The 23,608-nt window shown below is 39.6% G+C and carries 26 protein-coding genes; 14 read left to right on the top strand and 12 right to left on the bottom strand.

Annotation, left to right across the window (positions count from 1 at the left end; translation table 11 throughout):
• Window positions 1-18: 18 nt before the first annotated feature.
• Window positions 19-1,515 carry a tetratricopeptide repeat protein gene (locus R2Q94_RS00670; RefSeq protein WP_316819505.1) on the top strand — a complete coding sequence of 499 codons (1,497 nt, stop codon included), beginning with the start codon at window positions 19-21 and terminating at the stop codon, window positions 1,513-1,515.
• A 6-nt stretch (window positions 1,516-1,521) separates the two neighbouring features.
• Here R2Q94_RS00670 and R2Q94_RS00665 read toward each other — a convergent pair whose 3' ends face one another.
• From R2Q94_RS00665 to rsfS, 5 genes are all read right to left on the bottom strand, one after another.
• Complete coding sequence (locus tag R2Q94_RS00665; protein ID WP_316819504.1) at window positions 1,522-2,358, bottom strand: hypothetical protein; 837 nt, start codon at window positions 2,356-2,358, stop codon at window positions 1,522-1,524.
• 107 nt (window positions 2,359-2,465) lie between these two features.
• Window positions 2,466-3,548, bottom strand: coding sequence for a ketoacyl-ACP synthase III (locus R2Q94_RS00660; protein WP_316819503.1), 1,083 nt, complete (start codon window positions 3,546-3,548; stop codon window positions 2,466-2,468).
• A 66-nt stretch (window positions 3,549-3,614) separates the two neighbouring features.
• The gene (locus tag R2Q94_RS00655) at window positions 3,615-4,259 is read right to left on the bottom strand and encodes a lactate utilization protein C (protein ID WP_316819502.1); all 645 of its coding nucleotides are present in this window, start codon (window positions 4,257-4,259) and stop codon (window positions 3,615-3,617) included.
• A 57-nt stretch (window positions 4,260-4,316) separates the two neighbouring features.
• Window positions 4,317-6,407 carry an ATP-dependent zinc metalloprotease FtsH gene (gene ftsH, locus R2Q94_RS00650; RefSeq protein ID WP_316819501.1) on the bottom strand — a complete coding sequence of 697 codons (2,091 nt, stop codon included), beginning with the start codon at window positions 6,405-6,407 and terminating at the stop codon, window positions 4,317-4,319.
• 30 nt (window positions 6,408-6,437) lie between these two features.
• A complete protein-coding gene (gene rsfS / locus R2Q94_RS00645) occupies window positions 6,438-6,812 on the bottom strand; it encodes a ribosome silencing factor (RefSeq protein ID WP_316819500.1) in 375 nt (124 codons plus the stop codon).
• Between the two features lie 41 nt (window positions 6,813-6,853).
• Here rsfS and R2Q94_RS00640 point away from each other — a divergent pair, with 41 nt between their 5' ends.
• The 4 genes from R2Q94_RS00640 (at window position 6,854) to pfkA (ending at window position 11,011) form a co-directional block, all read left to right on the top strand.
• Window positions 6,854-7,633: a biotin--[acetyl-CoA-carboxylase] ligase gene (locus R2Q94_RS00640; RefSeq protein WP_316819499.1), complete on the top strand. Its 780-nt coding sequence runs from the start codon at window positions 6,854-6,856 to the stop codon at window positions 7,631-7,633.
• Complete coding sequence (locus tag R2Q94_RS00635) at window positions 7,630-8,079, top strand: protein-disulfide reductase DsbD domain-containing protein (protein ID WP_316819498.1); 450 nt, start codon at window positions 7,630-7,632, stop codon at window positions 8,077-8,079. The genes R2Q94_RS00640 and R2Q94_RS00635 overlap by 4 nt, the downstream gene beginning before the upstream one ends.
• A 228-nt stretch (window positions 8,080-8,307) precedes the next feature.
• A complete protein-coding gene (locus tag R2Q94_RS00630) occupies window positions 8,308-10,035 on the top strand; it encodes a protein-disulfide reductase DsbD family protein (protein ID WP_316819497.1) in 1,728 nt (575 codons plus the stop codon).
• Window positions 10,028-11,011, top strand: coding sequence for a 6-phosphofructokinase (pfkA, locus tag R2Q94_RS00625; RefSeq protein WP_316819496.1), 984 nt, complete (start codon window positions 10,028-10,030; stop codon window positions 11,009-11,011). Before R2Q94_RS00630 ends, pfkA begins: the two co-directional genes overlap by 8 nt.
• Window positions 11,012-11,085: 74 nt before the next feature.
• On the opposite strand, the gene R2Q94_RS00620 is transcribed toward pfkA, so the two are convergent.
• On the bottom strand, window positions 11,086-11,406 hold the full coding sequence (locus R2Q94_RS00620; RefSeq protein ID WP_316819495.1) for a heavy metal-binding domain-containing protein: 321 nt from the start codon (window positions 11,404-11,406) through the stop codon (window positions 11,086-11,088).
• Between the two features lie 183 nt (window positions 11,407-11,589).
• Window positions 11,590-12,429, bottom strand: coding sequence for a DUF6266 family protein (locus R2Q94_RS00615; protein WP_316819494.1), 840 nt, complete (start codon window positions 12,427-12,429; stop codon window positions 11,590-11,592).
• A 577-nt stretch (window positions 12,430-13,006) separates the two neighbouring features.
• Between R2Q94_RS00615 and R2Q94_RS00610 the strand changes: the two genes are divergently transcribed.
• The 3 genes from R2Q94_RS00610 (at window position 13,007) to trmD (ending at window position 14,929) form a co-directional block, all read left to right on the top strand.
• Window positions 13,007-13,576 (top strand): 30S ribosomal protein S16, encoded by a 570-nt coding sequence (locus R2Q94_RS00610; RefSeq protein ID WP_316819493.1) that lies wholly within the window; start codon window positions 13,007-13,009, stop codon window positions 13,574-13,576.
• Between the two features lie 133 nt (window positions 13,577-13,709).
• On the top strand, window positions 13,710-14,237 hold the full coding sequence (gene rimM / locus R2Q94_RS00605; RefSeq protein WP_316819492.1) for a ribosome maturation factor RimM: 528 nt from the start codon (window positions 13,710-13,712) through the stop codon (window positions 14,235-14,237).
• A gap of 14 nt (window positions 14,238-14,251) precedes the next feature.
• The gene (gene trmD / locus R2Q94_RS00600) at window positions 14,252-14,929 is read left to right on the top strand and encodes a tRNA (guanosine(37)-N1)-methyltransferase TrmD (RefSeq protein ID WP_316819491.1); all 678 of its coding nucleotides are present in this window, start codon (window positions 14,252-14,254) and stop codon (window positions 14,927-14,929) included.
• A 19-nt stretch (window positions 14,930-14,948) separates the two neighbouring features.
• Here trmD and R2Q94_RS00595 read toward each other — a convergent pair whose 3' ends face one another.
• Window positions 14,949-15,305: a hypothetical protein gene (locus R2Q94_RS00595; RefSeq protein WP_316819490.1), complete on the bottom strand. Its 357-nt coding sequence runs from the start codon at window positions 15,303-15,305 to the stop codon at window positions 14,949-14,951.
• A 125-nt stretch (window positions 15,306-15,430) separates the two neighbouring features.
• Here R2Q94_RS00595 and R2Q94_RS00590 point away from each other — a divergent pair, with 125 nt between their 5' ends.
• The 3 genes from R2Q94_RS00590 to rplS all read left to right on the top strand — a co-directional run bounded on the left by R2Q94_RS00590 (window position 15,431) and on the right by rplS (window position 16,781).
• Window positions 15,431-15,733 carry a hypothetical protein gene (locus tag R2Q94_RS00590; protein WP_316819489.1) on the top strand — a complete coding sequence of 101 codons (303 nt, stop codon included), beginning with the start codon at window positions 15,431-15,433 and terminating at the stop codon, window positions 15,731-15,733.
• A gap of 188 nt (window positions 15,734-15,921) precedes the next feature.
• Window positions 15,922-16,212 (top strand): hypothetical protein, encoded by a 291-nt coding sequence (locus R2Q94_RS00585; protein WP_316819488.1) that lies wholly within the window; start codon window positions 15,922-15,924, stop codon window positions 16,210-16,212.
• A gap of 221 nt (window positions 16,213-16,433) precedes the next feature.
• On the top strand, window positions 16,434-16,781 hold the full coding sequence (rplS, locus tag R2Q94_RS00580; protein WP_316819487.1) for a 50S ribosomal protein L19: 348 nt from the start codon (window positions 16,434-16,436) through the stop codon (window positions 16,779-16,781).
• Between the two features lie 642 nt (window positions 16,782-17,423).
• Here the strand turns inward: rplS and R2Q94_RS00575 are convergent.
• The 3 genes from R2Q94_RS00575 to R2Q94_RS00565 all read right to left on the bottom strand — a co-directional run bounded on the left by R2Q94_RS00575 (window position 17,424) and on the right by R2Q94_RS00565 (window position 20,880).
• Window positions 17,424-18,083: a phosphatidylserine decarboxylase family protein gene (locus tag R2Q94_RS00575; protein WP_316819486.1), complete on the bottom strand. Its 660-nt coding sequence runs from the start codon at window positions 18,081-18,083 to the stop codon at window positions 17,424-17,426.
• A 64-nt stretch (window positions 18,084-18,147) separates the two neighbouring features.
• Window positions 18,148-18,690 carry a hypoxanthine phosphoribosyltransferase gene (hpt, locus tag R2Q94_RS00570; RefSeq protein WP_316819485.1) on the bottom strand — a complete coding sequence of 181 codons (543 nt, stop codon included), beginning with the start codon at window positions 18,688-18,690 and terminating at the stop codon, window positions 18,148-18,150.
• An 18-nt stretch (window positions 18,691-18,708) separates the two neighbouring features.
• On the bottom strand, window positions 18,709-20,880 hold the full coding sequence (locus R2Q94_RS00565; RefSeq protein ID WP_316819484.1) for a biosynthetic peptidoglycan transglycosylase: 2,172 nt from the start codon (window positions 20,878-20,880) through the stop codon (window positions 18,709-18,711).
• A 116-nt stretch (window positions 20,881-20,996) separates the two neighbouring features.
• On the opposite strand from R2Q94_RS00565, the gene R2Q94_RS00560 reads away from it, so the two are divergent.
• The 3 genes from R2Q94_RS00560 to R2Q94_RS00550 are packed head-to-tail and all read left to right on the top strand — an operon-like array spanning window position 20,997 to window position 23,050.
• Entirely contained in the window at window positions 20,997-22,073 is a 1,077-nt protein-coding gene (locus R2Q94_RS00560; protein WP_316819483.1) for an Mrp/NBP35 family ATP-binding protein, read from the top strand.
• Window positions 22,074-22,109: 36 nt separating this feature from the next.
• Window positions 22,110-22,355 carry a NifU family protein gene (locus R2Q94_RS00555; protein ID WP_182958709.1) on the top strand — a complete coding sequence of 82 codons (246 nt, stop codon included), beginning with the start codon at window positions 22,110-22,112 and terminating at the stop codon, window positions 22,353-22,355.
• A gap of 53 nt (window positions 22,356-22,408) precedes the next feature.
• Window positions 22,409-23,050, top strand: coding sequence for a hypothetical protein (locus tag R2Q94_RS00550; RefSeq protein ID WP_316819482.1), 642 nt, complete (start codon window positions 22,409-22,411; stop codon window positions 23,048-23,050).
• Here R2Q94_RS00550 and def read toward each other — a convergent pair.
• Complete coding sequence (gene def / locus R2Q94_RS00545; protein ID WP_316819481.1) at window positions 23,047-23,607, bottom strand: peptide deformylase; 561 nt, start codon at window positions 23,605-23,607, stop codon at window positions 23,047-23,049. The two genes, R2Q94_RS00550 and def, sit on opposite strands and share 4 nt — an antisense overlap.
• Window position 23,608 lies beyond the last annotated feature (1 nt).

Genomic DNA, 23,608 nt, shown 5'->3' with positions numbered 1-23,608 from the left:
ACTGTACAATGTATCCCTATGTTTGAAATAAAATCAATATTTGTTAGGTTATCACTCTTTATTCTTCTTTTAACCCTGCCTAATGCACTGTTTGCGAACTTTGATTTCAATGCAAACTGCCTGAGAGCCTATCAGAATATCTTTGAACTGAAACTCAATACGGCTAAAGCATTAATTGCAAATGAAAAGAAGGTAAACCCCAATAATTCAATTATTCCCTTGTTGGAAAACTATATTGATTATTTTCATTTACTGACTACAGAAAGTAAAACTGATTTTGATCAGTTAAAAGACAATAAATCAAAAAGACTGGATCAGATAGAAGGGGATGATAAAAATTCGCCTTATTACCTGTACGCACAGGCCGAAATTAACCTGCAATGGGCCCTAATCAGAGGTCGTTATGGGGAATATTTTGCCGCCGCCAGAGAGATAAAGAAAGCAAATGGACTACTCCAGGAAAACAGTAAAAAATTCCCTGGCTTTCACCTCAACTCAAAAGGATTGGGCGTCATTAATGCTTTCCTCGGAAATTTGCCTGATGGCATGTTAAAAAGCACATTGGCAACGTTTGGGATCAAAGGAAATCTGCAAACCGGGATGAATATGTTAGATAATCTGGCAGAAAATCTACCAAAGTCTACTTATGAGCCATTTTATGAAGAAGTCGTATTCTACTATGCATTTGTGTTGAACGACATCGCACATAGTCCGAATGCCTATCAGAAAACGATGAAGTATACGGCAAGGATGGCCGACAGCAGTTTATTGAAAGCTTATTTGCAGGCTGCAGTCTGCGCCAAAACAGGGCACAATGCAGAAGCCATACAGATTTTACAAAACCGGCCTTCAGGAAATTATTATAGCCCATTTCCATATTTAGACCTTTTATTAGGAAAAGCGCTGCTCAATAAATTGGATCTCTCTGCTACCAGTTACTTTAATAAGTTCTTACAGCAAAATAAAGGCGTCAATTACATTAAAGACACTAACCTGCACTTGGCTTGGGCTGCGCTTTTAAAAGGCGATACAGGGGCTTATTCGGCTTTTGTAAACAAAATAAAGAATAGTGGTTATCTCTTTCAGGAAAAAGACAAACAGGCACTCAGCGAAGCAAATGGGCCAAAGCCTGATTTGACCTTATTAAAAGCCAGATTATTATTTGACGGGGGCTATGATACCAAAGGGATTGCGGTTTTATCTGAGAAAAAACCAGAGGATTTTAGCGCTGGGAGAGACCGCACCGAGTATTACTATCGCCTGGGACGTTTATACGATGATATCGGTAAAGATGATATGGCTTTAACAAATTATCAATTGGCCATTAATAGCGGGAAACAATTGAAATACTATTTTGCTGCAAATGCAGCATTGCAAATGGGAAAGGTATATGAGAAGCAAAAGAATATCCCCAAAGCAAAAGAAAGTTTCAATACTGCCATTCAGATGAAAAACCATGAATATGAAAGCAGTATTGAAACTCAGGCTAAAGCCGGATTAAACCGGATAAAGTAAAGGTGTTTAATTGGTCTTTGAGTTATTTCCTTCCACAGCAAAACCCACGGCCACCAAGGCGCCAACTCCGATAATACCGGACATTGTTTTGGCATAGCCGGTGCGTTCGGTGTTGTAAAAGACATTTCCTGGGTTATTGACCAACTCTGACATTGTTTTCGGATGACTATAAGTCTTTAGCAAAGCGGAAAGATAGAAGTCCTGAGTAAGCGAAAACTCCCTTCTTTTGTGGTCTTGGGCCGTATACATGGTCAAATAGCTTTTAAAGGATAGGGGGCTGTTCAACTCGTTAAAGCTTGCTGATTTGCCCCATACACCTGCCCGGTCCGTAAGTTGGATGAAGGATTTCTGGTATAGTGAATCTGATAACGATTTATAATTGTGCTTGTCTGCAAGTTTTAAAGGGGTTTTGATCATCTTAGACTTAGGAGGAATAAAGCTGATCTCCTCAGGAAGCGTCGCATTTCCATTAAAATTTCCAGCCTGATAGCTGACATCAAACGAATTATTACTGTTATTGTTGAAATTTGTGGAACTGCCAGAAAAGTTTCCAGTAAATGTGATTTTCTTGCCGGAAAAACTAATGGCCTGATCGCCCTTAATTAAAGCCGACTTTTGCCAGTCAATATATATAGGCTCATTAAGTTTGTTATAGAATTCAATATTAATTGGTGCATTTTGTCCATTGAAATTGTAGGTAACCGATATGGTATCATTTTCAAAGGTAAATACACCAGTTTTCTCTGATTTTTTAGCGTTGGAACTTTGGAGTGTGCTGACATAATACCTGGAACAGGAGCTCAGTAGCAATGCAGCACTGAGGAACATCATTAAATTTTTCATGAGCGTTAAAATTAAATTGTTGTTAGTACAATTTACATAAAAAAAAATGATGTTCCTACGCTATATTTTTAGCGAGAATAATTTTTTCCAATAAAGTGGAATGGAATTTAAAAACGATAAACAAACGCATTGATGTGCATTCCTGCGCCAACTGAAGCAAAGACTGCATAGTCGCCCTTGTTGATCTGATAACCCTCTACATTTCCTTTCCAGACCAAATCAAGTAGGGTAGGTACGGTGGCTACTGAACTATTTCCAAGCCAGCAAATGGACATTGGAACCAGGTTTTCAGGAACGGTATCTAAATCGTATAATTTAAAAAGACGTTTCATAATCGCATGATCCATTTTTCCATTGGCCTGATGGATAAATACGATTTTAATTGCGGATATGTCAACACCCGATTTATCAATCGCTTTTTTCACCACCTGAGGGACATTGGTCACCGCAAACTCATACAATTTACGACCGTTCATTTTTAGATAAGCATTGCCATTGTCTTCCGAAGGGTTGTTACTTCTGCCCATTTGTAACAATGAACCGAAATTGACTGCAAAAGTCTGTGTTTTATGGGCAATGATCCCCAGATCTTCTGTTGAAGACTGTCCTTCAAACACCACAGCAGCGGCGCCATCAGAAAAAATCATGGAATCTCGGTCATGAGGATCGGTAATTCTGGACAAAGTTTCCGCACCAATCACCAATACCTTTTTGGCATCGCCACTTTGAATCAGGTAATTCGCCTGAATGGCGCCCTGTACCCAACCCGGACAACCAAAGATAAGGTCATATGCCACACAATCAGGATTGTTGATCTCCAGGGCTTGTTTTACCTTAGCGGCAAGTGAAGGCAGAATATCCATTCGGTTACTTCCCAGATTCACATCCCCAAAATTGTGGCAAAAGATGATATGGTCCAGACTTTCTTTATCTATATCCGCATGGTCAATTGCACGTTGCGCAGCAACGGTAGCCATGTCGCTATTGTTTAAATGGTCATCAATATATCGTCTTTCCTTAATCTCAGTGATTTCACTAAACTTATGGACGATTTCATGAATATCCTTCTCCAATGGTACACCATTATCGTAAAAAATAGAATTCACAAAGGCGTCACCTGAGATGATATTTTCTGGAATATAACTACCAGTACCTATAATAACTGAATGTATGTTTGTTTTTTCGCCCATTTTGAACCGTATACTGAATTGGTGTACAGTATAAAATTAGGATTAATTAATTGAAATGTGAAACGATTAGCTAAAATCGTCAATTAAAATTACAAATAATTCCTTAGGTCCATGCGCTCCGAGTACCAGTGTTTTTTCAATATCCGCGGTTCGGCTGGGTCCGGTGATCGTGCTGATCATCGAAGGAAGCTGATCTGCATATTTGTTTTTGATAAGCTTAAAGGCATCTTTTAGATCCAGTACCAACTGACCGGTTCTGGCAATAACGATGTGGTGGTGGGGGAAAATACTTAACCTTCTCCCAGCTGCATTTTCATTAGAAACCATCACAGAGCCGTTGCGGGCAATCAATGCTTCGCAAAGTGTAATTCCTACTTCCGCCAGTTCAAAATCCTTATCGGTCTGATAAAAGGGGAATTCATATTCTGATAAAAGGTTTTGTAATTCAGGCTCCCAGCAATAGATCTTTCTCCAATTGAATTTCTCTGCCAGTTGCAGCATATTTTCAATGAAATCCATCCCATTTTCGCAATAAATAAAATTACCGGAAACGGCTGTCAGCTCTTCAGCAAACATGATTTCCAGGAATTCATCGCTCTTAGGATACAATGGGGTATCTTCCAGATTCGGATAAGGGCTATCCCGCTTTTCTAAAAGCGCCTTCCTTATCTTTTTTAGTATTAATTCTTTAGAAGATCGGTTTTCTTGCATAAAAAAAAGGAGGAACCGCCAGCACAAAATCGTACTGGCGGTTCCTCATAAATGTGTTTAAGATTCTGTTTGAGTCGGGCTGGTAGGAGCCGATACATCGCTTGCTTCACCAACACCATGGTGCAATAGACCCTCAGCAGCAGGCTTTTGATCAGCCGTACCATTGACGAATTCATCATAGGTAGTACGGTTGTCAAACGGACGCTTGCCTAAAATCTCTTCCAGATCTGCCTGGAATAAAATCTCTTTTTCTAAAAGTTTCTGAGCCAGCTTTTCTAAACCTTCTCTCTTTTCAGTTAAGAGTTGTTTTGTTCTGTTATAAACCTCTTCTACCAGCTTACGTACTTCCACATCAATCAATTCTGATGTTTTTTCCGAGTAAGGTTTGTTGAAGTTATATTCATTCTGTGGATCATGGAAAGACACATTACCAATCACGTTATTCATACCATAGATGGTAATCATTGCGTAAGCTAATTTAGTGATGCGTTCCAGGTCATTTTGTGCACCAGTCGAAATCTTACCAAAAGTAAGATCTTCTGCCACACGACCACCCATAGTCATACACATACCATCAGTTAACTGTTCTGTAGTATATAAGAACTGCTCTTTTGGTAGGTATTGCGCATAACCTAAAGCGGCAACACCACGAGGAACAATTGATACTTTTACCAATGGATCAGCATGCTCCAGGAACCATCCTGCAATCGCATGACCAGCCTCATGATAAGCAACTATTCTTTTCTCTTCCGGAGAGATGATTTTGTTTTTCTTTTCTAATCCACCAATCACACGGTCAATTGCATCCTGGAAATCCTGCATATCTACAGATTCCTTGTTGCGACGTGCAGCGATCAAAGCGGCCTCATTACAAACATTCGCAATCTCAGCACCAGCAAAGCCTGGAGTCTGTGCAGACAGCTTTTTAGCATCCACAACTTCGTCCGTTTTAATTGGCTTCAAATGCACTTTAAAAATCTGCTCACGACCCACTAAATCTGGTTTGTCGATAGAAATCTGACGGTCAAAACGACCTGGTCTTAATAAAGCTGCATCCAGTACATCCGGACGGTTGGTTGCTGCAAGAATGATAATTCCTGAATCTGTACCAAAACCATCCATCTCAACCAATAGCTGATTTAACGTGTTTTCACGCTCATCATTTCCACCCATCATACTGTTTTTTCCTCTCGCACGACCGATTGCATCTACCTCATCAATAAAGATGATACAAGGTGCTTTATCTTTCGCCTGTTTGAACAAATCACGTACTCTGGAAGCACCAACCCCAACAAACATCTCTACGAAGTCGGAACCCGATAGAGAGAAGAAAGGAACCTGTGCTTCACCAGCTACAGCCTTCGCCAATAAGGTTTTACCAGTACCTGGGGAACCTACCAATAGTGCACCTTTAGGAATTTTACCTCCTAAATTCGTGTATTTTTTAGGGTTTTTAAGGAAATCAACAATCTCCATCACCTCTTGTTTGGCTTCTTCCAGACCTGCAACATCGTTAAAGGTTACATTCACCTGGCTTTCTTTGTCAAATAGCGTTGCTTTAGATTTCCCAATATTGAAAATCTGACCGCCACCGCCACCAGCGCCACCGCCCATACGACGCATAATGAAAATCCAGAACCCGATAAATAACAATACCGGAATAATTACGGTGAAGAACCAGGAGTTAAAAGTGCTCTGTCTTGTCTCTTTTTCTGCTAAAACCTGCTGATCCGGAGGAATATTTTTCTGAGCCTCTTTTAATTGTGCATCCAGCGCATCCATAGATCCGGCAGTGAAATACACCAATGGACCGTTTTGTGTGCCGAAATTATTTTTACTGATGTACTTTTTGTATTTCTCTTCCCCAAGTCTGTCTTTCTTTATATACACTTCAACCTTTACCAGATCTTCATGTTTATAGGCAACCAGTTTTTCAACGTCACCAGGTAAAAGCATTTGAGTTTCGAAAGTACGGTAAGTAACGTCCTTGGTCGTATCTGCACTAAATAAAAACTGCAGTAAAAATAGACCTAAAATAATTGCCCCATAAACCCAAATAATATTGAATTTAGAGCCTTTTTGAGGCTTTTTAGGAATATTCGGTAACTTCTTAATTAACTTAGGTTTTGTATTCGGGTTCTCTTTCATCTTGAGTCAAAAATGTTTTTGTGTAAATGATTAAGCGCTTTGATAGCTGGTAGATTGGGCATCACCCCATAAATCTTCTATACCATAAAACTCGCGCTTGTCAGTCTTAAATATATGAACTACCACATCGAAATAATCCAGAATGATCCAGTCTCCACCAGCTTGTCCTTCTTTTTGCCATGGATCTGTCTTTGTGTTTTTGTAGATTTCTTCTTCTACGCTATCCGCAATTGCTTTCACATGTGTAGCTGAATCTGCATTGCAGATGATGAAGTAATCAGAAACAGAACTGTTCAGTTCACGTAGGTCTAATCGCACAATATCTTTCCCTTTTTTTTCCTGCATGCCGTTTACGGCTATCTCTGAGAGTAATGTAGAAAGGTTTACATTTTTCTTTTTTACCATTAAAATTTTCTAGTTTTGATAAACAAATATACAATCAACACTTGCAAAATAACACTTTTTCAACATTATTTGTTGGTCAAAATCTTATCAAATTATTAGAGGTTGATTCTACCAATAACTTTATAAAGGACTTGGTGTCAAATTCCGAGCCATTAACCGAAGGAACTGTTATTATGACAGATCATCAATATGCCGGTAGAGGGCAACAAAGCAATGTTTGGCATACCGAGCCCGGATTGAACCTCACTTTTAGCATTTTTCTCAAACCTTCTTTTCTGGTAATTTCGAAACAATTTCTGCTCAATATGGCCCTAAGCATTGGTATTCGAAATGCACTGCAGGTTTTTGTAAAGGAAGGGATCAAAATCAAATGGCCGAATGATATCTACCATAATGACCGGAAATTGGGTGGTGTGCTTATAGAGAATATCCTTGCAGGAAGTACTTATAAAGCCAGTATTATCGGAATAGGAATCAATGTAAACCAGTTTATCTTCGCGCCGCAGCTTCAGGATCGCGCAACTTCTATGAAGCGAATTTTACAAGCGGATGTTAATTTATTAGCGGTATTAGCGGAAATTTGTAGTCAAATTGAAAAGCAGTATCTCCGTTTGAAGTCAGGAAATTACAATGAACTGATGAAGGATTATGTCAGCGGACTGTATAAATTCGATACGCTTTCAAGCTACCGACAAAATGGCGAGGTTATTGAAGGCAGAATCATTGAAGTGACCGAAACAGGTTTACTGGTATTACTGATCAATGGAGAAAAAAAAGAGTACAATTTTAAAGAAATAGAGTTTTTAAATCACACAACATGAAAAAAATTAGTCTGATCATTGCGTTCGTGCTATTTACGGTAATCGGAGCCTCTGCTCAAATAGAGCGACCGGTCACCTGGTCTTATGCCGCAAAGAAAATAAGTAAAACAGAAGCTGTAGTGTATATGAAAGCCACAATGGAAGAAGGCTGGCATATTTACTCTCAAAACCTGAAACCAGGCGGACCGAATCCTACAGTTTTCAAGTTTGCAGCCTCTAAAGATTATAGCCCAATAGGAAAAACAACCGAACCAAAACCCACCACGTATTTTGATCAGAACTTCAAAATGAATGTGAGTTACTTTGGAAATCAAGTGATATTTCAACAAAAAGTAAAACTAAATAAAGCAGCAGTTACCGTAAAAGGGACAGTCGAATTTATGGTGTGTAATGATGAAAAATGTTTGCCTCCTGAAGAAGTAAACTTCAGCATTCCGGTGAAATAAACAAGGTAAAACAAGACTAAAGATAGCGGTGAGATTTTTCTCATCGCTTTTTTTATGCCCATTCATTCAGAGAGTTATCCTCCCAACGTAAAATTATAGCCCATCCGGCCATATTGAAAGCCTTAAATAAAAAATAATAACTAATTTCACGCCCTTATCATAAAGAGAATTGCGGTTTAGATAGAATTTACCTATTTATAGTGAGCCTTTAAGTAAAAAACACAACGAATGAAGAGATTATTTTTGATGCTGAGCTTGATGCTGCTGTTTACAGTTGCCCTGAGTTCAGATGGCTTTGCCTCCCTACAAACACCTGATACTACTGCGACCGAAGAAGAACTTGTTTTTACAGAAGTTGGCTCTTCTCAAGATAGCATCGCAAATAACATCGTAAAAGATACGGTAAAGAAAGACACGGTCGCTGCGGCAACGGTAGTCGCCAAAGACAGCACAACCACAACAACAACCGCTCCTGTCATTCCTGCAGAAGCCAATAAGACCCTTTGGGAAACATTTATCGCCGGTCTGTTAGGAGGATTTATCGCTTTTCTAATGCCTTGTATTTTTCCAATGGTACCCCTTACGGTCAGCTACTTTATCAAAAGAGCAGGCAGTAAGCAGGCTGGAATTGGTCAGGCTTTGATCTATGGAATTTCTATTATTGTCATTTATGTAGCTTTAGGTTTGTTGATTACCCTGCTTTTTGGCTCGGCAAAACTTAATGAGCTGAGCTCCAGCGGTTATTTTAACTTCTTTTTCTTTATCTTATTAGTAGTTTTCGCTATCTCTTTCTTTGGAGCTTTTGAGATTACTTTACCAAGCTCTTTGGTGAATAAAATTGATGCGAAGGCCGACAATAGCAAAGGTTTAGGAGGAATATTCTTTATGGCAGCCTCTCTGGCGCTGGTATCTTTTTCTTGTACCGGACCAATTATAGGAACTATTTTGGTTCAGGCGAGCTCTAAAGGTGATATCCTTGCACCGGCAATCGGGATGTTTGGTTTCGCATTGGCGCTGGCATTACCTTTCACTTTATCAGCGATTTTCCCGGGATTTTTAAGCTCTATGCCTAAATCTGGTGGTTGGTTGAATAGTGTAAAAGTTTGTTTGGGCTTCCTGGAACTGGCACTGGCCTTGAAATTCCTTTCTGCTGCCGACCTGGTTTGGCATTGGGAATGGTTCGATCGCGAGTTGTTCCTGGCCTTATGGATCATCATCTTTATCCTGATGGGGATCTACCTGTTGGGTAAGATCAAGTTCTCCCATGATAGCGATGTGCCTTATGTTTCTGTGCCTAGATTGTTCTTTGCCATCCTCTCCCTTTCGTTTGCCGTTTATCTGGTTCCTGGACTATGGGGGGCACCTGTGAATATTCTAAGTGGTATTGCGCCACCAATGAATACTCAGGATTTTATTTTGAGTGGTAATGGCGCTGGATCAGCAACATCAGCTTCCAATAGTTTCCCTGCAACTGTAAAATACAATGAAACACTAAAACCTCCAGTAGGATTCAACGCATTCTTTGATCTTGACGAAGGTGTTGCTTATGCAAAAAGTGTAAATAAACCTGTCCTTCTTGATTTTACAGGTCACGCATGTGTAAATTGCCGTAAGATGGAAGATAAGATCTGGATTGATAAAGAAGTAGGAAGGATCATCAAAGACGAATATGTGTTGATCCAGTTATACGTGGATGAAAGAAACATTAAAATGCCAAAAGATAAAGTGCATTATTCGGAAATCTTAAGGACTACAACTGATGACCTGGGTAGATGGAATGGTGATTTTCAGGCCAGTAAATATGGTTCGAATTCACAGCCTTACTACGTATTGGCAGGTCATGACCTAAACCCTCTGGTAAAACCACAAGGGGCAATTTTTGACGCAAAGGAGTACGCTGCATATTTACAAAGTGGTTTAGATAAATTTAAAAACGCTGAAAAACCAAATGAATAAAATTAAAAATATAGGAGTATTAACTTCCGGTGGTGATGCCCCGGGAATGAATGCTGCCATTAGGGCAGTGGTGAGAGCGGCAATCTATTATGATTTGAAAGTTACCGGAATATTAAGGGGCTATGAGGGTCTGATTCATGGCGATTTCTTCGATATGGACCGTAAATCTGTTGCCAATATTATTCAACGCGGTGGCACAATTTTAAAAACAGCCAGAAGTGATGCCTTCCGTACCAAAGAAGGTAGAGATGAAGCTTTCCAGCAATTAAAAGCACATGAAATTGATGCCCTGATTGTCATCGGTGGTGATGGTACATTTACTGGTGCGAATCTACTGACTACAGAATACAATTTCCCGGTGGTTGGCTTACCAGGAACGATAGACAATGACCTGGAAGGAACAGATTTTACCATAGGATATGATACTGCCATCAATACAGTGATCAATGCAGTTGATAAGATCCGCGATACGGCAGAATCTCATGACCGTCTGTTTATCGTAGAAGTAATGGGACGTGACTCCGGACTGATTGCATTAAGAAGCGGAATTGGCGTTGGTGCTGAAGCCATCATGATCCCTGAAGCCAATATGGGTGTAGAGGGCTTGGTGACGAGACTAGCCTCCGGTAGAAAAGATAAATCTTCGAAAATCATTATCGTTGCTGAAGGAGATGAAGTAGGTGGTGCTTTCAATGTGGGAGAGGTTTTGAAAGAGAAATTCCCTCATTACGACATCAGAGTTTCTGTACTCGGACATATCCAGCGTGGGGGTAAACCAAGCTGTATGGATAGGGTATTGGCCAGCAGCCTGGGAGTAGCTGCTGTAGAAGGACTGATCGCTGGTCAGTCTGGCGTGATGGTTGGACAGGTGAACAGAGAGATTATTTTCACTCCATTCGACCATGCCATTAAACATATTGACGCAAAAGAGATCACACCTGCATGGTTAAAGCTGGTGGAAATCCTATCCTTATAAGATTTTGGCCTTATAGCGCAAAAATATCAAACGGCCCTCTAATTTGGAGGGCCGTTTTTATGGAAGGGAAATCTTTATTCTAACATGACCGCAGTTCCGGTAGCTGCAACCAGCAGCATACTGCCTCCGCTACCCACAGTTTCATAATCCAGATCTACCCCAATAATCGCGTTTGCTCCTAATGCTGCTGCATACTGTTGCATTTCATTAATAGCGGTGTCTTTTGCTTCTCTTAGCACCTGCTCGTAAGAGCCCGATCTTCCACCCACCACGTCGCGAATGCTGGCAAATAAATCTTTGAAAATGTTGGCGCCGATAATTGTTTCGCCACTCACCAGGCCGATGTATTTGATTACTTTTCTGCCTTCTATCGAATTTGTTGTCGTAACTAGCATAATTGGTTTTTTAGATTTGATAATTCTTGATGATGATTTGATGTGAATTTGAAAGAGTTGTTACATCTCCCAACTTAAAAGACAAAGCATAGTATTCCCTGCACAAGACTTTTATGGCCTCCTGAATTCAATTTTTTTTCTTTTTTTATCAGTCTGAACCTTGGTTTAAATCCGGGGTTGACCTTAACCAGGTTCTGCTTTATTCCGATTGAGCAATACGATATATTCCTGTTCTAAGTTTCGGAAGGCTTTTTTGCTGATTCTCTGCTCGGGTTCCAGCTTCATTTGTGCTTTATACTGTTCCCTGATTAACTCAAATCGCTCTTTTAGCTTCAGCTCATTGTCTTGTTTCTTTTCTTTGATTTCCCTGAGCATAGGGTCATCATAGCTGCCATTGAGGTTTCCCAGATAAAGGGTATCTGAAACAGAATCGTGGTTTGCAGCACTTAAAAACAGGTAAACTTCCATAGGTTGTGTGAGTTGTTCAGGCTCAAGTGCCAGGAAGGCAATCCCTGCTTCTCTTTTTGAAAAGTTCAGTTCGGTCTTTTTTCTTCCAGTCTTTGGGAAACAAACTGCTATTTGTAAACAATCGTCATATTGTGCGTTCTGTCCTTCATATTGTAATGGATTCCAGCTGATTTGAAGTCCTCCCTCCAGTTTTTCCATGCGGAGCTCTTTGGGCCTTGCTAAACTACCTTTGCTCAGCTGAACCTTAGCATAATCAATGCTGATATTAGGGTATTCGCCTTTCAAAGCGTTTTTCTTTATGTATGAAACTGCAAGGTTGTGCTGGTTTCTAATGGTTCCAGATGCCTCCAGTTTAAAACCATTGTTTAAATAGTCCCCTAAATTCCGCAGAAAACGGGTGGTCACGGCCATTGCCTGATGATTCGCTTGTTGCTTTAAACTAGGATTCCCTGGTTTGCCAATGCTACGTTGGACGTATTGCCCTTTTAACATATAAGATACCGTATTGCCGAGCTTTCCGGTCGGCCATCCATGAGGGCCATTTGATACTGCCATAATTTCTGTTTTTAAATGATTATCTGATCTAAGTTGCAGATTATAAAATTATTAAGCAACTGTTTGCCGGTCATGATCGGCCTGAAAAGGAAGGGTGAAATAGCGCAAAATATGAGGGTTCGGTTAGGGTTGGTATAATGGTATAGGTCTTAAAAACAGCACAATATTCAGGTATAAAAATATTTGAAATATGTAGGTTCTGACTCAAATGATCTGCTGTATTTCGAAAAACGTATACCGGAGTTTTCTGATTGAAGTTCAGTATAATAGAAGAAACAAGCGAGTTAGGTGCTGCCTTGGGAGGGCCTAAAGCTGGAAAAGGCCCCGGCAACCTAGCTCTAAGCCCCCCCTGAAACCCATATAATCCAAAACGCTGTGCGATAGCTATTCAGGTTTTCTAAATTTTTATGAGCCTTATCTCCTTGAACCACAATTTTAAACTGTTATACGGAAGATCCGCAAGGCGGCAATAATTAAAAATAATGCATCTTGCTTATCAATAGGATTTTACTTACTTTTGCACTCCCGCAAGCGCGTTGCTCCGGGAACTATGTTGAATACATAAACTATATAAGAAATGGCAACTAAAATCAGATTGCAAAGATTCGGTAAAAAAGGTAAACCTTTTTTCCACGTAGTGGTAGCGGATTCCCGTTCACCAAGAGATGGTAAATTCATTGAGCGTTTAGGTTCATACAACCCAAACACCAATCCTGCAACCATCGAAATCAATTTCGAAAAAACTTTAGACTGGGTTAACAAAGGTGCTGAGCCTACGGATACTTGTCGTGCTATCCTTTCTTACAAAGGTGTTTTATACAAAAAACATTTGCAAGGTGGTGTTAAAAAAGGTGCTTTAACTGAAGAACAAGCAGAAGCTAAATTTGCAGCTTGGTTAGTTGGTAAAGACGGTCAAATTGAAGGCAAAAAAGAAAACTTAACTAAATCTAAAGAAGAAGTTAAGAAAGCTGCATTAGCTGCTGAAGCTAAGAAAAATGCAGATCGTGCAGCTGCTTTAGCAATCAAAAATGCTCCTGTAGCAGAAGAAGTTGTTGAAGAAGAAGTAGCAACTGAAGAAGTAGCTGAGGAAACTCCTGCAACTGAAGAAGCTCCTGCAACTGAAGAAAACAAAGAAGAACAAGCATAATATTTTTGTTATTCTGAATGATAGCGAAGAATCTTCCTCGGGAATGTATTCTTCGCTATTTTCATTTAGTCCTAATTTTGGACACAAAGAAAATTGCAATTAAGGAAAGAGTGGAAACACTAAGGATACGATTATGAAAATTGAAGAAGCATTTTACATTGGTTACATCACCAAGACAAAAGGATTAAAAGGAGAGGTACAGGTATTTTTTGAATATGATGAACCCGAGTTGCTGGAACTGGATGTGATCTTTGCCGACTTTAATGGAAAATTAGTGCCTTATTTTGTTTCTTCTTATAAATTGCAAACCAATAATACGGCGAATATTTATTTCGATGATATCGACCATATCGATAAAGCTCAGCCTTTATTGAGGAAAAAGATCTATTTACCGCTGAATAAGATGCCAGACCGTTCTAATGATGAGTTTCATTATGACGACCTAAAGGGATACCTCGTTTTTGATGAAAATCATGGAGAACTTGGCGAAATTACCGAAGTGAATGAATACCCACAACAATTTGTGGCCACAGTAATCTACCAGGAAAAAGAGATCATGTTCCCGCTGAATGACGATATGATTTTAGAGATTGATGAAGAAGACAGTATCCTTCGTGTACACCTTCCTGATGGTTTGTTAGACATTTACCTGGAAAATTAAATTACCTTTGCCGCATGCGTTTTGACATCATATCTGTATTACCCGCTTTATTGGACAGTCCCTTTGCCCACTCTATTTTACAACGTGCGCAAACCAAAGGAATTGCCGAAATTGTAGTTCACAACCTCAGAGATTATTCTACCAATAAACAAAAAAGTGTAGATGATTATCCTTATGGGGGTGGGAGCGGAATGGTAATGTCTATTCCGCCTTTTGCACGCTGTATTGAAGCGTTAAAAGCGGAAAGAACTTATGATGAAATCATTTTTATGAGCCCGGATGGCGTTACTTTTAACCAAACCATCGCCAATGAGCTCTCAGGAAAAGAAAACATCATGATATTATGTGGTCATTATAAAGGTATCGATCAGCGCATAAGAGATTTATATGTGACCAGGGAGATTTCCATTGGTGATTATGTGTTGTCGGGAGGAGAGCTTCCTGCAGCTGTTCTTGTAGACGCGATTGTGAGGTTGATCCCGGGAGTCCTCAATGATGAAACTTCGGCTTTATCAGATAGTTTTCAGGGAGAATTATTGGATGCTCCGGTGTATACGCGCCCAGCGGATTGGAACGGACATAAGGTGCCGGATATCTTGTTGAGTGGCCATGAGCAAAAAATCAATGAATGGCGCCATGAGCAGGCGGTATTACGTACCCAACAGCGCAGACCTGACCTGTTGACCGACTAGTCTCCTCTTCAAGAGGTGCTTAGTCCTTATTCAATAAGGCAATAATTTGATCCTTATCTTTTATTTGATCTTTTAAAGCTGCATTCAATTCTTTGCAGCTCTTTAAAGCCTGCTTTAATGCGTTCTGCGGTTCCGCAATTGGCTCATTGCTGTTTTGCTCCGCTGAGTCCTGATGAGTGGCGCTGCCCTCATGAAAAAACATCCTTGCCGGGACTTCCAATAGCTCGGCCATCGCGTTGATATCTCTGTACTTAATCGATCCCGTAATCAGACTCAACTTTAGTCCATCGAAAGTCCAACCCATTTGTGCTGCGAGCCAGCTGAAGGGTCGTTTCTTTTCCTTTAAAATCGCATCAACCGTAAACTTTAAATCCATAAAAAAATAGGAATATTTGATGTTTTTACTAAAAATAATAAGTATTTTAGTCTTAGTAAATTATGTTTGTTAATGTCATAATTTTGACAAACATACACTTTAATTATTATTTTCACTAAAAAGATATGACTGAACCGACTAAAAAGTACAAAATCAACGATTATCTCTATCAACTCAATGTTAGAAACTACAGAAAGGCCATTCAAACCCTTCCTAAAATTTTGGGTATTTCATTAAATACTTTCCAAAATTATCGTAATATTTTAGGAAATGATACACAGGATATTCCTTATGAAAAAGTCGTGATGATGGAGCAACTTTTTGATATGGAGCCTGGTAGCTTACGTACCACACCCATTCGACAGCACAGCCTTAAAGAACTGTTCGAACCAAAGGAAAGCAATGAGGATTCGGTTTCATCCAGCTGAACTGTTCGACCCCAACTGAAGAAGCGCATGGTATTCCTTTTAAGAGATTAATCCTGCTAAATAGAAAAAAATTATGGATAGTCGACTCTTATTTATATTATTGCAACATGAGAATTATTTACGCTTAAGTAAATTTTACATTTAGTCAGGGAAAGTCGATTTAATAGTTAACCGAAAAACCAAAAATAATGGAAGAACCAAGGAAGTACAAAATTGAAGAAGAGATGAATAAGTTGAACCTTAAGAATTATAAAGCTGCAAGCAGATTGATTCCTAAACACTTAAACATCGCTTTTAATACCTTTCACAATTATAGAAAATTGCCCCTGAGCGGGAAAGCTGACATTCCCTATGGAACAGTCGTTTTGCTGGAGGGCGTATTTGGATTGGAGCGTGGAGAACTCGCGAACTATCCTTTAGAAATCAAAAGCCTCGCGACACTGGTTTCTGAAGAGTCCTATCCTGAGGAAGAAGTTTGAATTTAAAGATGTAAAATTACTGGTAGTCAAATCTCTAAAAAAAAAATTTTAGCCAAAAAACGGCTTTACAGTAGGTTTAATTGTGGAAATGCCTAAGAATGAAATGTGGAAATATCAAAGAATGTGGAAAAAAACAGAAATCGCTTTCATTTATAAAAAATAATTCCTAATATTGCAGTCCGATTTTAAACAACAAAAAGTCGGCTTAATAGCTTAAAATCATGGATTTAGTAAAATTTGTTGAAGAGCAGGTCATCGCAAAAAATGAGTTTCCTGCATTCAAATCAGGAGATACAGTGAGTGTTCACTATAAAATTCGCGAAGGTAATAAAGAACGTGTTCAAATTTACCAAGGTGTAGTATTACAACGTAATAGTGTAGGTGCTAATGAAACGTTTACTGTTCGTAAAATGTCTAATGGTGTTGGTGTGGAACGTATATTCCCTATCAACTCGCCTAATATCGCTAAAATAGAGGTTAACAGCCACGGTAAAGTTCGCAGAGCGAAATTATTCTATCTACGTGAATTAACTGGTAAAGCAGCTCGTATCAAATCTAGAAGAGTTTAATCTCTCTAGTCAAAAACATAATGGCCTTCCCGATCCCAATCGGGGAGGTTTTTTTGTTTTCCTCTTCAATGAGGATCTTTTCTGTGAATTTTGCAGCTATATGTACTTGTATTTAATCTCCTCCTGGAAATTAAATACAGCGCGTGAATAGGCATATTTGCAGACTAGGAATAAATCTGCTGACCTTAAGGACGGTGATCTATGGCTATGGAATGCCAGAGAAATGAGCAAATCGATCAGATTACTCAATCGCATCATAGCGCCTTAGATTTTTCAGAAATCTCCATTTTTCATGTGTATTTAAATGAAGGTCCTGCAGGCATTGATAGCCTCGACTTTGTCGTTTAAATGTGCTCTAGCTGCCCTCCACTGGCATCAATTAACTCAATTGATCTTTTCCCTATATTGAACTTTAAAGCCCTTTAAAGGCTGCTAATGACTTGTTTTTGTTCCGAAAGGAAATCGGAATAGGCTCAATGAAATTCTATTCCTGCTGTATTAAAATAAACTTGCTTTTAAGCTCATGGATATCAATCTGATGACTGGAAGCCTGATGATTGATTTTTAGAGTTTCTCTCCATTCATAAAACAAAAACGGCGTCCTGTATTACAGAACGCCGCTTATAATCATGTCAAAATTACTTAGCTCAATTCCGCTAATACAGTAATTCCGCCTTTTACCACCTGGTCAAGTTCAAGGTTAACTTTAGTCCCAACTGGTAAGAATATATCTACTCTGGAGCCGAATTTAATAAAACCGAACTCTTCTGTTTGTTTCACCTGATCTCCTTCTTTTACATACCATACGATACGTCTGGCAAGGGCCCCAGCAATTTGTCTGAACAATACCGGTGTACCATTTGCATGTTCCACCACCACTGTCGTACGTTCATTTTCAGTAGAAGACTTTGGGTTCCATGCCGCAAGATATTTACCTGGATGGTATTTAAAGAACTTCACTACACCAGAAATAGGATTTCTGTTGATGTGTACGTTGATTGGCGACATAAAAATAGACACCTGAAGTCTTTTATCTTTAAAGTATTCACCTTCTTCTGTTTCTTCAATCACCACAACTTTACCATCCGCCGGACAAATCACTTTATTGTCTGCAGTTACAAACTGTCTGCTTGGATTCCTAAAAAACTGTAATACGGTAACGAATAGGGCAAATGATAATATATATACGAACCAGGTTAACCAGGTAATGTCTGCGAATTTATAATCGATAAAAGCGTTCAATACAAAGATGAACAGCAATGATAGGGCAATGGTAGTGTAACCTTCTTTATGTATGGTCATTGTTGACTGGAGTATTAGTTTCTGCAAAAGTGATAAAAAAATATAACATTAAGGTAAAGGGAGCCTAAACAGTTTTAACCTTATAGATGTGGTTAAGGTTTCTTCCGAAGCCATTATAATCCAGGCCGTAGCCTACAACGAACTCATTGGCAATCTCGAAGCCTACATATTCAAGCTCTTCAATTTGTACTTTTAAAGCTTCTGGTTTCAGTAAAAGCGAGCATACACTCACAGATGCTGGTTCCTGCTTATAGAGTTCTTTCAGGATATAGCTTAGGGTTAAACCGGTATCTACTATGTCTTCTACCAGAACAATATCACGACCTTTCAGGTTTTCCGGTAAACCGAATACCTCTTTAATTTCACCAGTACTTTCGGTATCCTTATAGGAAGAAACGCGGATAAAGGACATTTCACATGGAACGGTAATCTCTTTTACCAGATCTGCCATGAATAAAAAGCTTCCATTCAAAACTCCAATAAAAAGCGGGCATCGGTTTTCATAATCTACATTCATTTGTATCCCAATGAGGCGGGTACGTTTCAGAATGTTATCATTTTCCAACAGGATCTCGAACTCCTTATCTAGCACTTTAATCGTATTCATATCTTTTTCTTTGGAGCTTTAGCCGTTTTCTTTGGATTGCTCCATTTGTTTTTCTAATTCCTTTTCTTTCTTCTTCTGCTCTCTTTTTTCCTGTCTCAGCTGTTTCTTAGTTTTCTGCAAGCTATCTGTTTTGATGGCAGGTTTGGAGGTGCTGTCTTTTTTGTTGCCACCAAAGAGCCGGTCGAATAAGCTTTTGGCTTCATCATGGGTCTCTATCGCAGGCAGAGGATCGTCATTATCGAAGGCCGATGTATCTACAGCAGTGGTATCAGGCAATAAATACTGTCTTAATGCTGGTCGCAGTTGCACATTATAAAAGCCATAAGCGCTGCTATCCCTTGGCGTCAGGCCACGATTGGCCATGATATTTCCAATGTATTTAAAGTAAGGATAAAGGTAATCTTTCAGTCCGCCATCTCCTTTAAACTTAAATAAAGCAATCTTCGGACGTGGAACAATATTGGCCAGGAAAATCCCTTCACCGATATTCAGATCTGAAGGTCTTTTTCCAAAATAATACCTGGTGGCTTCTCCGATTCCGTAAACATTTTGTCCCATTTCAATGATGTTGAAATAGACTTCCAGCATTCGGTTTTTACTGATCAGGCGGTTATTTTCGATCAGCCATACAATCAGAATTTCTTCTGCTTTTCTGGCCAGCGTTTTTTGTCTGCTGAGAAAGATGTTCTTCACCAGTTGCATAGAAATGGTACTGCCTCCTCTAACAAATTTCTTCTCCTTGAAATTCACGGCAAGCGACTTACGGAAGGATTCCTGTACGAAGCCCTTATGGGTAAAGAAAGAAGGGTCTTCGGAAGTAAGGATCGCATTTTTGAAATTACTGGATACTTGCGAAAGTGGCGTATAATTTGGGTTTGATGGACCAATCATGATGTCGCGCATAGGCTTACCACGCTCGTAAGGAGTGTAAATGAAGTCGCTATTGATTTTTTGAAGATTGGTTTTGCCCCATTTTAGAATTTTAAAATTGACAGGCGTTAATCCGGAATTAAATTTCACACTATCTGGCATGGAGCTGTCCAGGTAAAAATTCAAGTCATATTTGACTTTTCCACTCACCTTCAATCCGTCTAATGATTCGAATAATCCCTCTGGGAAGGCATTTAGCATTTCCTGGACATCCTGTTCCGGCGCCTGGATTTTCAGTTCATAAATTTTATTTGGCGACAGCGTATATTTCAGGTAAGGATGAATGGTTGCATTTTTTAGAAATACGGTAGAGGTACTGTCTAATGCGATGTAGTTTGGTCCAATGCGCATATCGGCATCAATCTTTGCATCTGCGATTACAATATCATTGGAGGCTACTTTTGGATGGTTCAACAGGAGATTTTTCACTGCCCATGAGCCTTTGATTTTGAAATCATCTCCACTGTAATCTGCACTTTTCATTTCTGTTTTCACAGTATCAAAGCTAAACCTGGTTTTGAATCTGTTCTCCAGGTAGGGAAGGTCTACCTTTTTCTGATCTGCAAAAAGCATCACATTCAACTGCTTCTTTCCAGGATATACGGAACCGTTGACATGCCAGGTGGCGTAATTATCGTTCACTTTTATCGTCGATTGTAAATCTCCGTCGTTAATCGTGGCTGTGGTGGTTAAAAAACTTAGCCTTGCCGTATCATTGTCGTTGATCCGGAGCATCAGGTCTTTCAATTCCATATGATCTGGAATTTTATATAAGACCTGGTTCAAAAGGTTATGTGCGAGATCAGCAAGGTCAGATTTTTTTGTACTTACAGTATCTTTCTTTTTGCGTTTCAATAAGAAATCCAGATTGCTTACTGAATCTTTAAAGACCACATTTAAATCTCCTTTATTCAGGATCATTTCCGATAACTTTACATTTCCAAAGATCAGTGGAAACAGCTTTACCCCAACGGTAAAATCATTGATGGTAGCCAGTGTGTCGCGGTCCTTTGGGACCACAGAGATATTGGTGAGGTGGACAGTACTCAGTCCGCTGAATCCGTAACTCCCAACTTTTAGGTCCAGACCATAGTCTTTATCGGCTTTAGCAATGGCTTTCGCCATCATTTTTTGTAACAGAGCTTCCCTTTTACTATAGGCAATACCGCCCAGAATAACAGAGATCAATACAAAAATTCCAAACACCCAGGCACCAATTTTTATATACTTTTTAGGGATGTTAATTTTAGGAAGTTGCATACAGTAAAATAGATATAATTGCTAAACGTTAAACGCAAATGTTTATTTCGTGTTAAAATTACACTTAAAAAGCCTAAAGTCAATTAATTGTGGCCGTCTTTTGTTAATTTTGGCTAATGATAATTAGTCCAGAACAAGTTCTAGCCGCTCTGAGAAATGTTGAAGACCCTGATCTTAAAAAAGATCTGGTGACTTTGAACATGATCAAGGATTTGAAAATAGAAGATAAGAAAGTGAGTTTCACATTGGAACTGACTACTCCTGCATGTCCGATGAAAGATATGCTTAAAAACGCATGTTTAAATGCAGTCAAACATTTTGTAAGTGCTGAAGCTGAAGTAGAGATCAACATCACTTCAAGAGTCACCAAACCAATGGATACGACGCAACTGAAAGCAATCCGTAATATTTTGCTGGTTTCCTCCGGAAAAGGTGGAGTTGGAAAATCAACGGTGGCGAGTAACCTTGCTGTGGCTCTGGCTGCTGGTGGTGCTAAAGTTGGATTGATTGATGCGGATATTTATGGGCCCTCAGTTCCTACGATGTTTGACCTGGTAGGTGCAAAGCCTAGTGCCAGAGAAACAGAAGATGGAAAAACACTGATTCTTCCTATCGAAAAATACGGCATCAAACTATTGTCTTTGGGATTTTTTGCAGATCCGGATCAGCCCGTACCATGGAGAGGACCAATGGCTTCCAATGCCATCAAACAATTGTTTAATGATGCGGATTGGGGTGAACTGGATTACCTCGTGGTAGACCTTCCTCCGGGAACAGGCGATATCCATATTACCATAACGCAGAGCTTCCCTATTGCAGGAGCAGTTATTGTAACGACTCCTCAACAAGTAGCACTTGCGGATACGAGAAAAGGACTGGCCATGTTTAAAATGCCAAGTATTAATATCCCAGTGTTAGGTGTAGTCGAAAATATGGCTTATTTTACACCGGAAGAATTACCAAAAAATAAATATTATATCTTCGGTAAAGATGGCGGTAAAGAACTGGCAAAATCATTTGATGTACCTTTCTTAGGAGAAATACCAATTGTTCAGGGCATTACAACTGCCGGCGATCAAGGGGCTCCGATAGCATTAGAGCAGTCCAGTAAGATGTCAGCGGTCTTTGCAGAAATTGCAGGAAGGGTAGCACAGCAAGTGGCTATTAACAATGCGCAGACTGTTAATTGCTAAAAAATTACTATTTTTATACTTTAAAAAATTAATAAAATGGATTTAACACAACAAGTAGAGCAGGCATTAGACACGATCAGACCATATTTAATTGCTGATGGTGGGGATGTGGCTATAGAAGAGATTACGGCGGATAATGTAGTTAAATTGAAATTATTAGGGAACTGTGGATCCTGCAAAATGAGCTTCATGACCATGAAAGCAGGCATCGAACAAGCCATTATGAAAGCAGTACCGCAAATTACTGCTGTAGTGGCAGTTAATCTTGCAGAGCCTGTTTAACCGTTTTAACACTATTTAACTAGCCGTTATAATTAATACAGCTATTTTTGTATATGAAGTATTCACTCACCTTATTATTGCTTCTTTTTATAGGTACGGCTTTCGCACAGGAAAGTCCGGGAAGTAAAAAGTTGATTCAGTTTAGCGGGATTATCACCGACGTAGACAGTAATACAGTGGTGCCTTATGTAACGGTGACCAATTTAACAAATAAAGGCCAGCGGTATGCTGCGAATTATAAAGGATATTTTTCCTTTATCGCGCATCCCGGTGATACCATTCTATATTCTGCGGTAGGTTATAGGGATTTGCTTCAGGCAATCCCTACACAAATCGACGATAGCAAGTATACCGCGATGGTGAAACTAAAAGCAGAGATTGTGAATCTGCCTACAGTCCGGGTTTATCCATGGGCTACTGTAGAAGATTTTACCAGAGATTTTATGGCCATGAAGATTGCTGATGATGATTTCGCTATCGCCATGAGGAATCTTTCTCAGGAAAGTATCAGTGAAAGGATACAAAGCCTGCCCAGAGATGCTTCAGAGATCTCAGGAATCAACTTCAGATTGAATCACGATAGGGCCTTAAACAAGAATATGGTGCAAACCAACCCGCTTTTAAACCCATTTGCATGGGGTAAGTTGATGCAATCCATATTCAAAGGTGATAAAAGCAGGAGCGAAGGAAATTAACGCCTTCTGCTCTGCTGTGGGAAACGCATTTTATAATCGACTCTTACATTCCCTTTAGAAATCGCATCCAGCTTGCTTTTCAGCATTCTCTTACGCAATAAGCTTAAAGTTTCTGTAAATAGTTTGCCTTCAATATGGTCGTACTCATGCTGAATTACGCGGGCAAGGATGCCATCAAATTCTCTTTCCTGTAAATCCCAGTTCTCATCATAGTACCTGATGCGGATGTTTGGTTTACGCCATACATCTTCTCTGATGTCAGGGATGCTCAGACAGCCTTCATTGAAAGCCCATGGCTCGCCTGTTTCTTCCAGGATTTCTGCATTGATAAAAGCACTTTTGAAGCCTTCTTTCTCCTCTTCATCCACTCCCGTATCTAAAATAAATAATCTGATCGGTAAGCCAATCTGAGGGGCTGCTAAACCAATTCCATGAGCATTATACATGGTTTCAAACATGTTGCTGATCAATTGTTTTAAATCCGGATAAGTCTCGTCTATAGGAGCGCCAACTTTCTTAAGTACCGGATCGCCGTATGCTACAATGGGTAATTTCATA

It is taken from the genome of Pedobacter gandavensis, from assembly GCF_032678465.1.
Lineage (GTDB): Bacteria > Bacteroidota > Bacteroidia > Sphingobacteriales > Sphingobacteriaceae > Pedobacter > Pedobacter gandavensis_B.
Note: the sequence above shows the minus strand (reverse complement) of the source record. Positions and strands in the feature narration are given on the sequence as shown.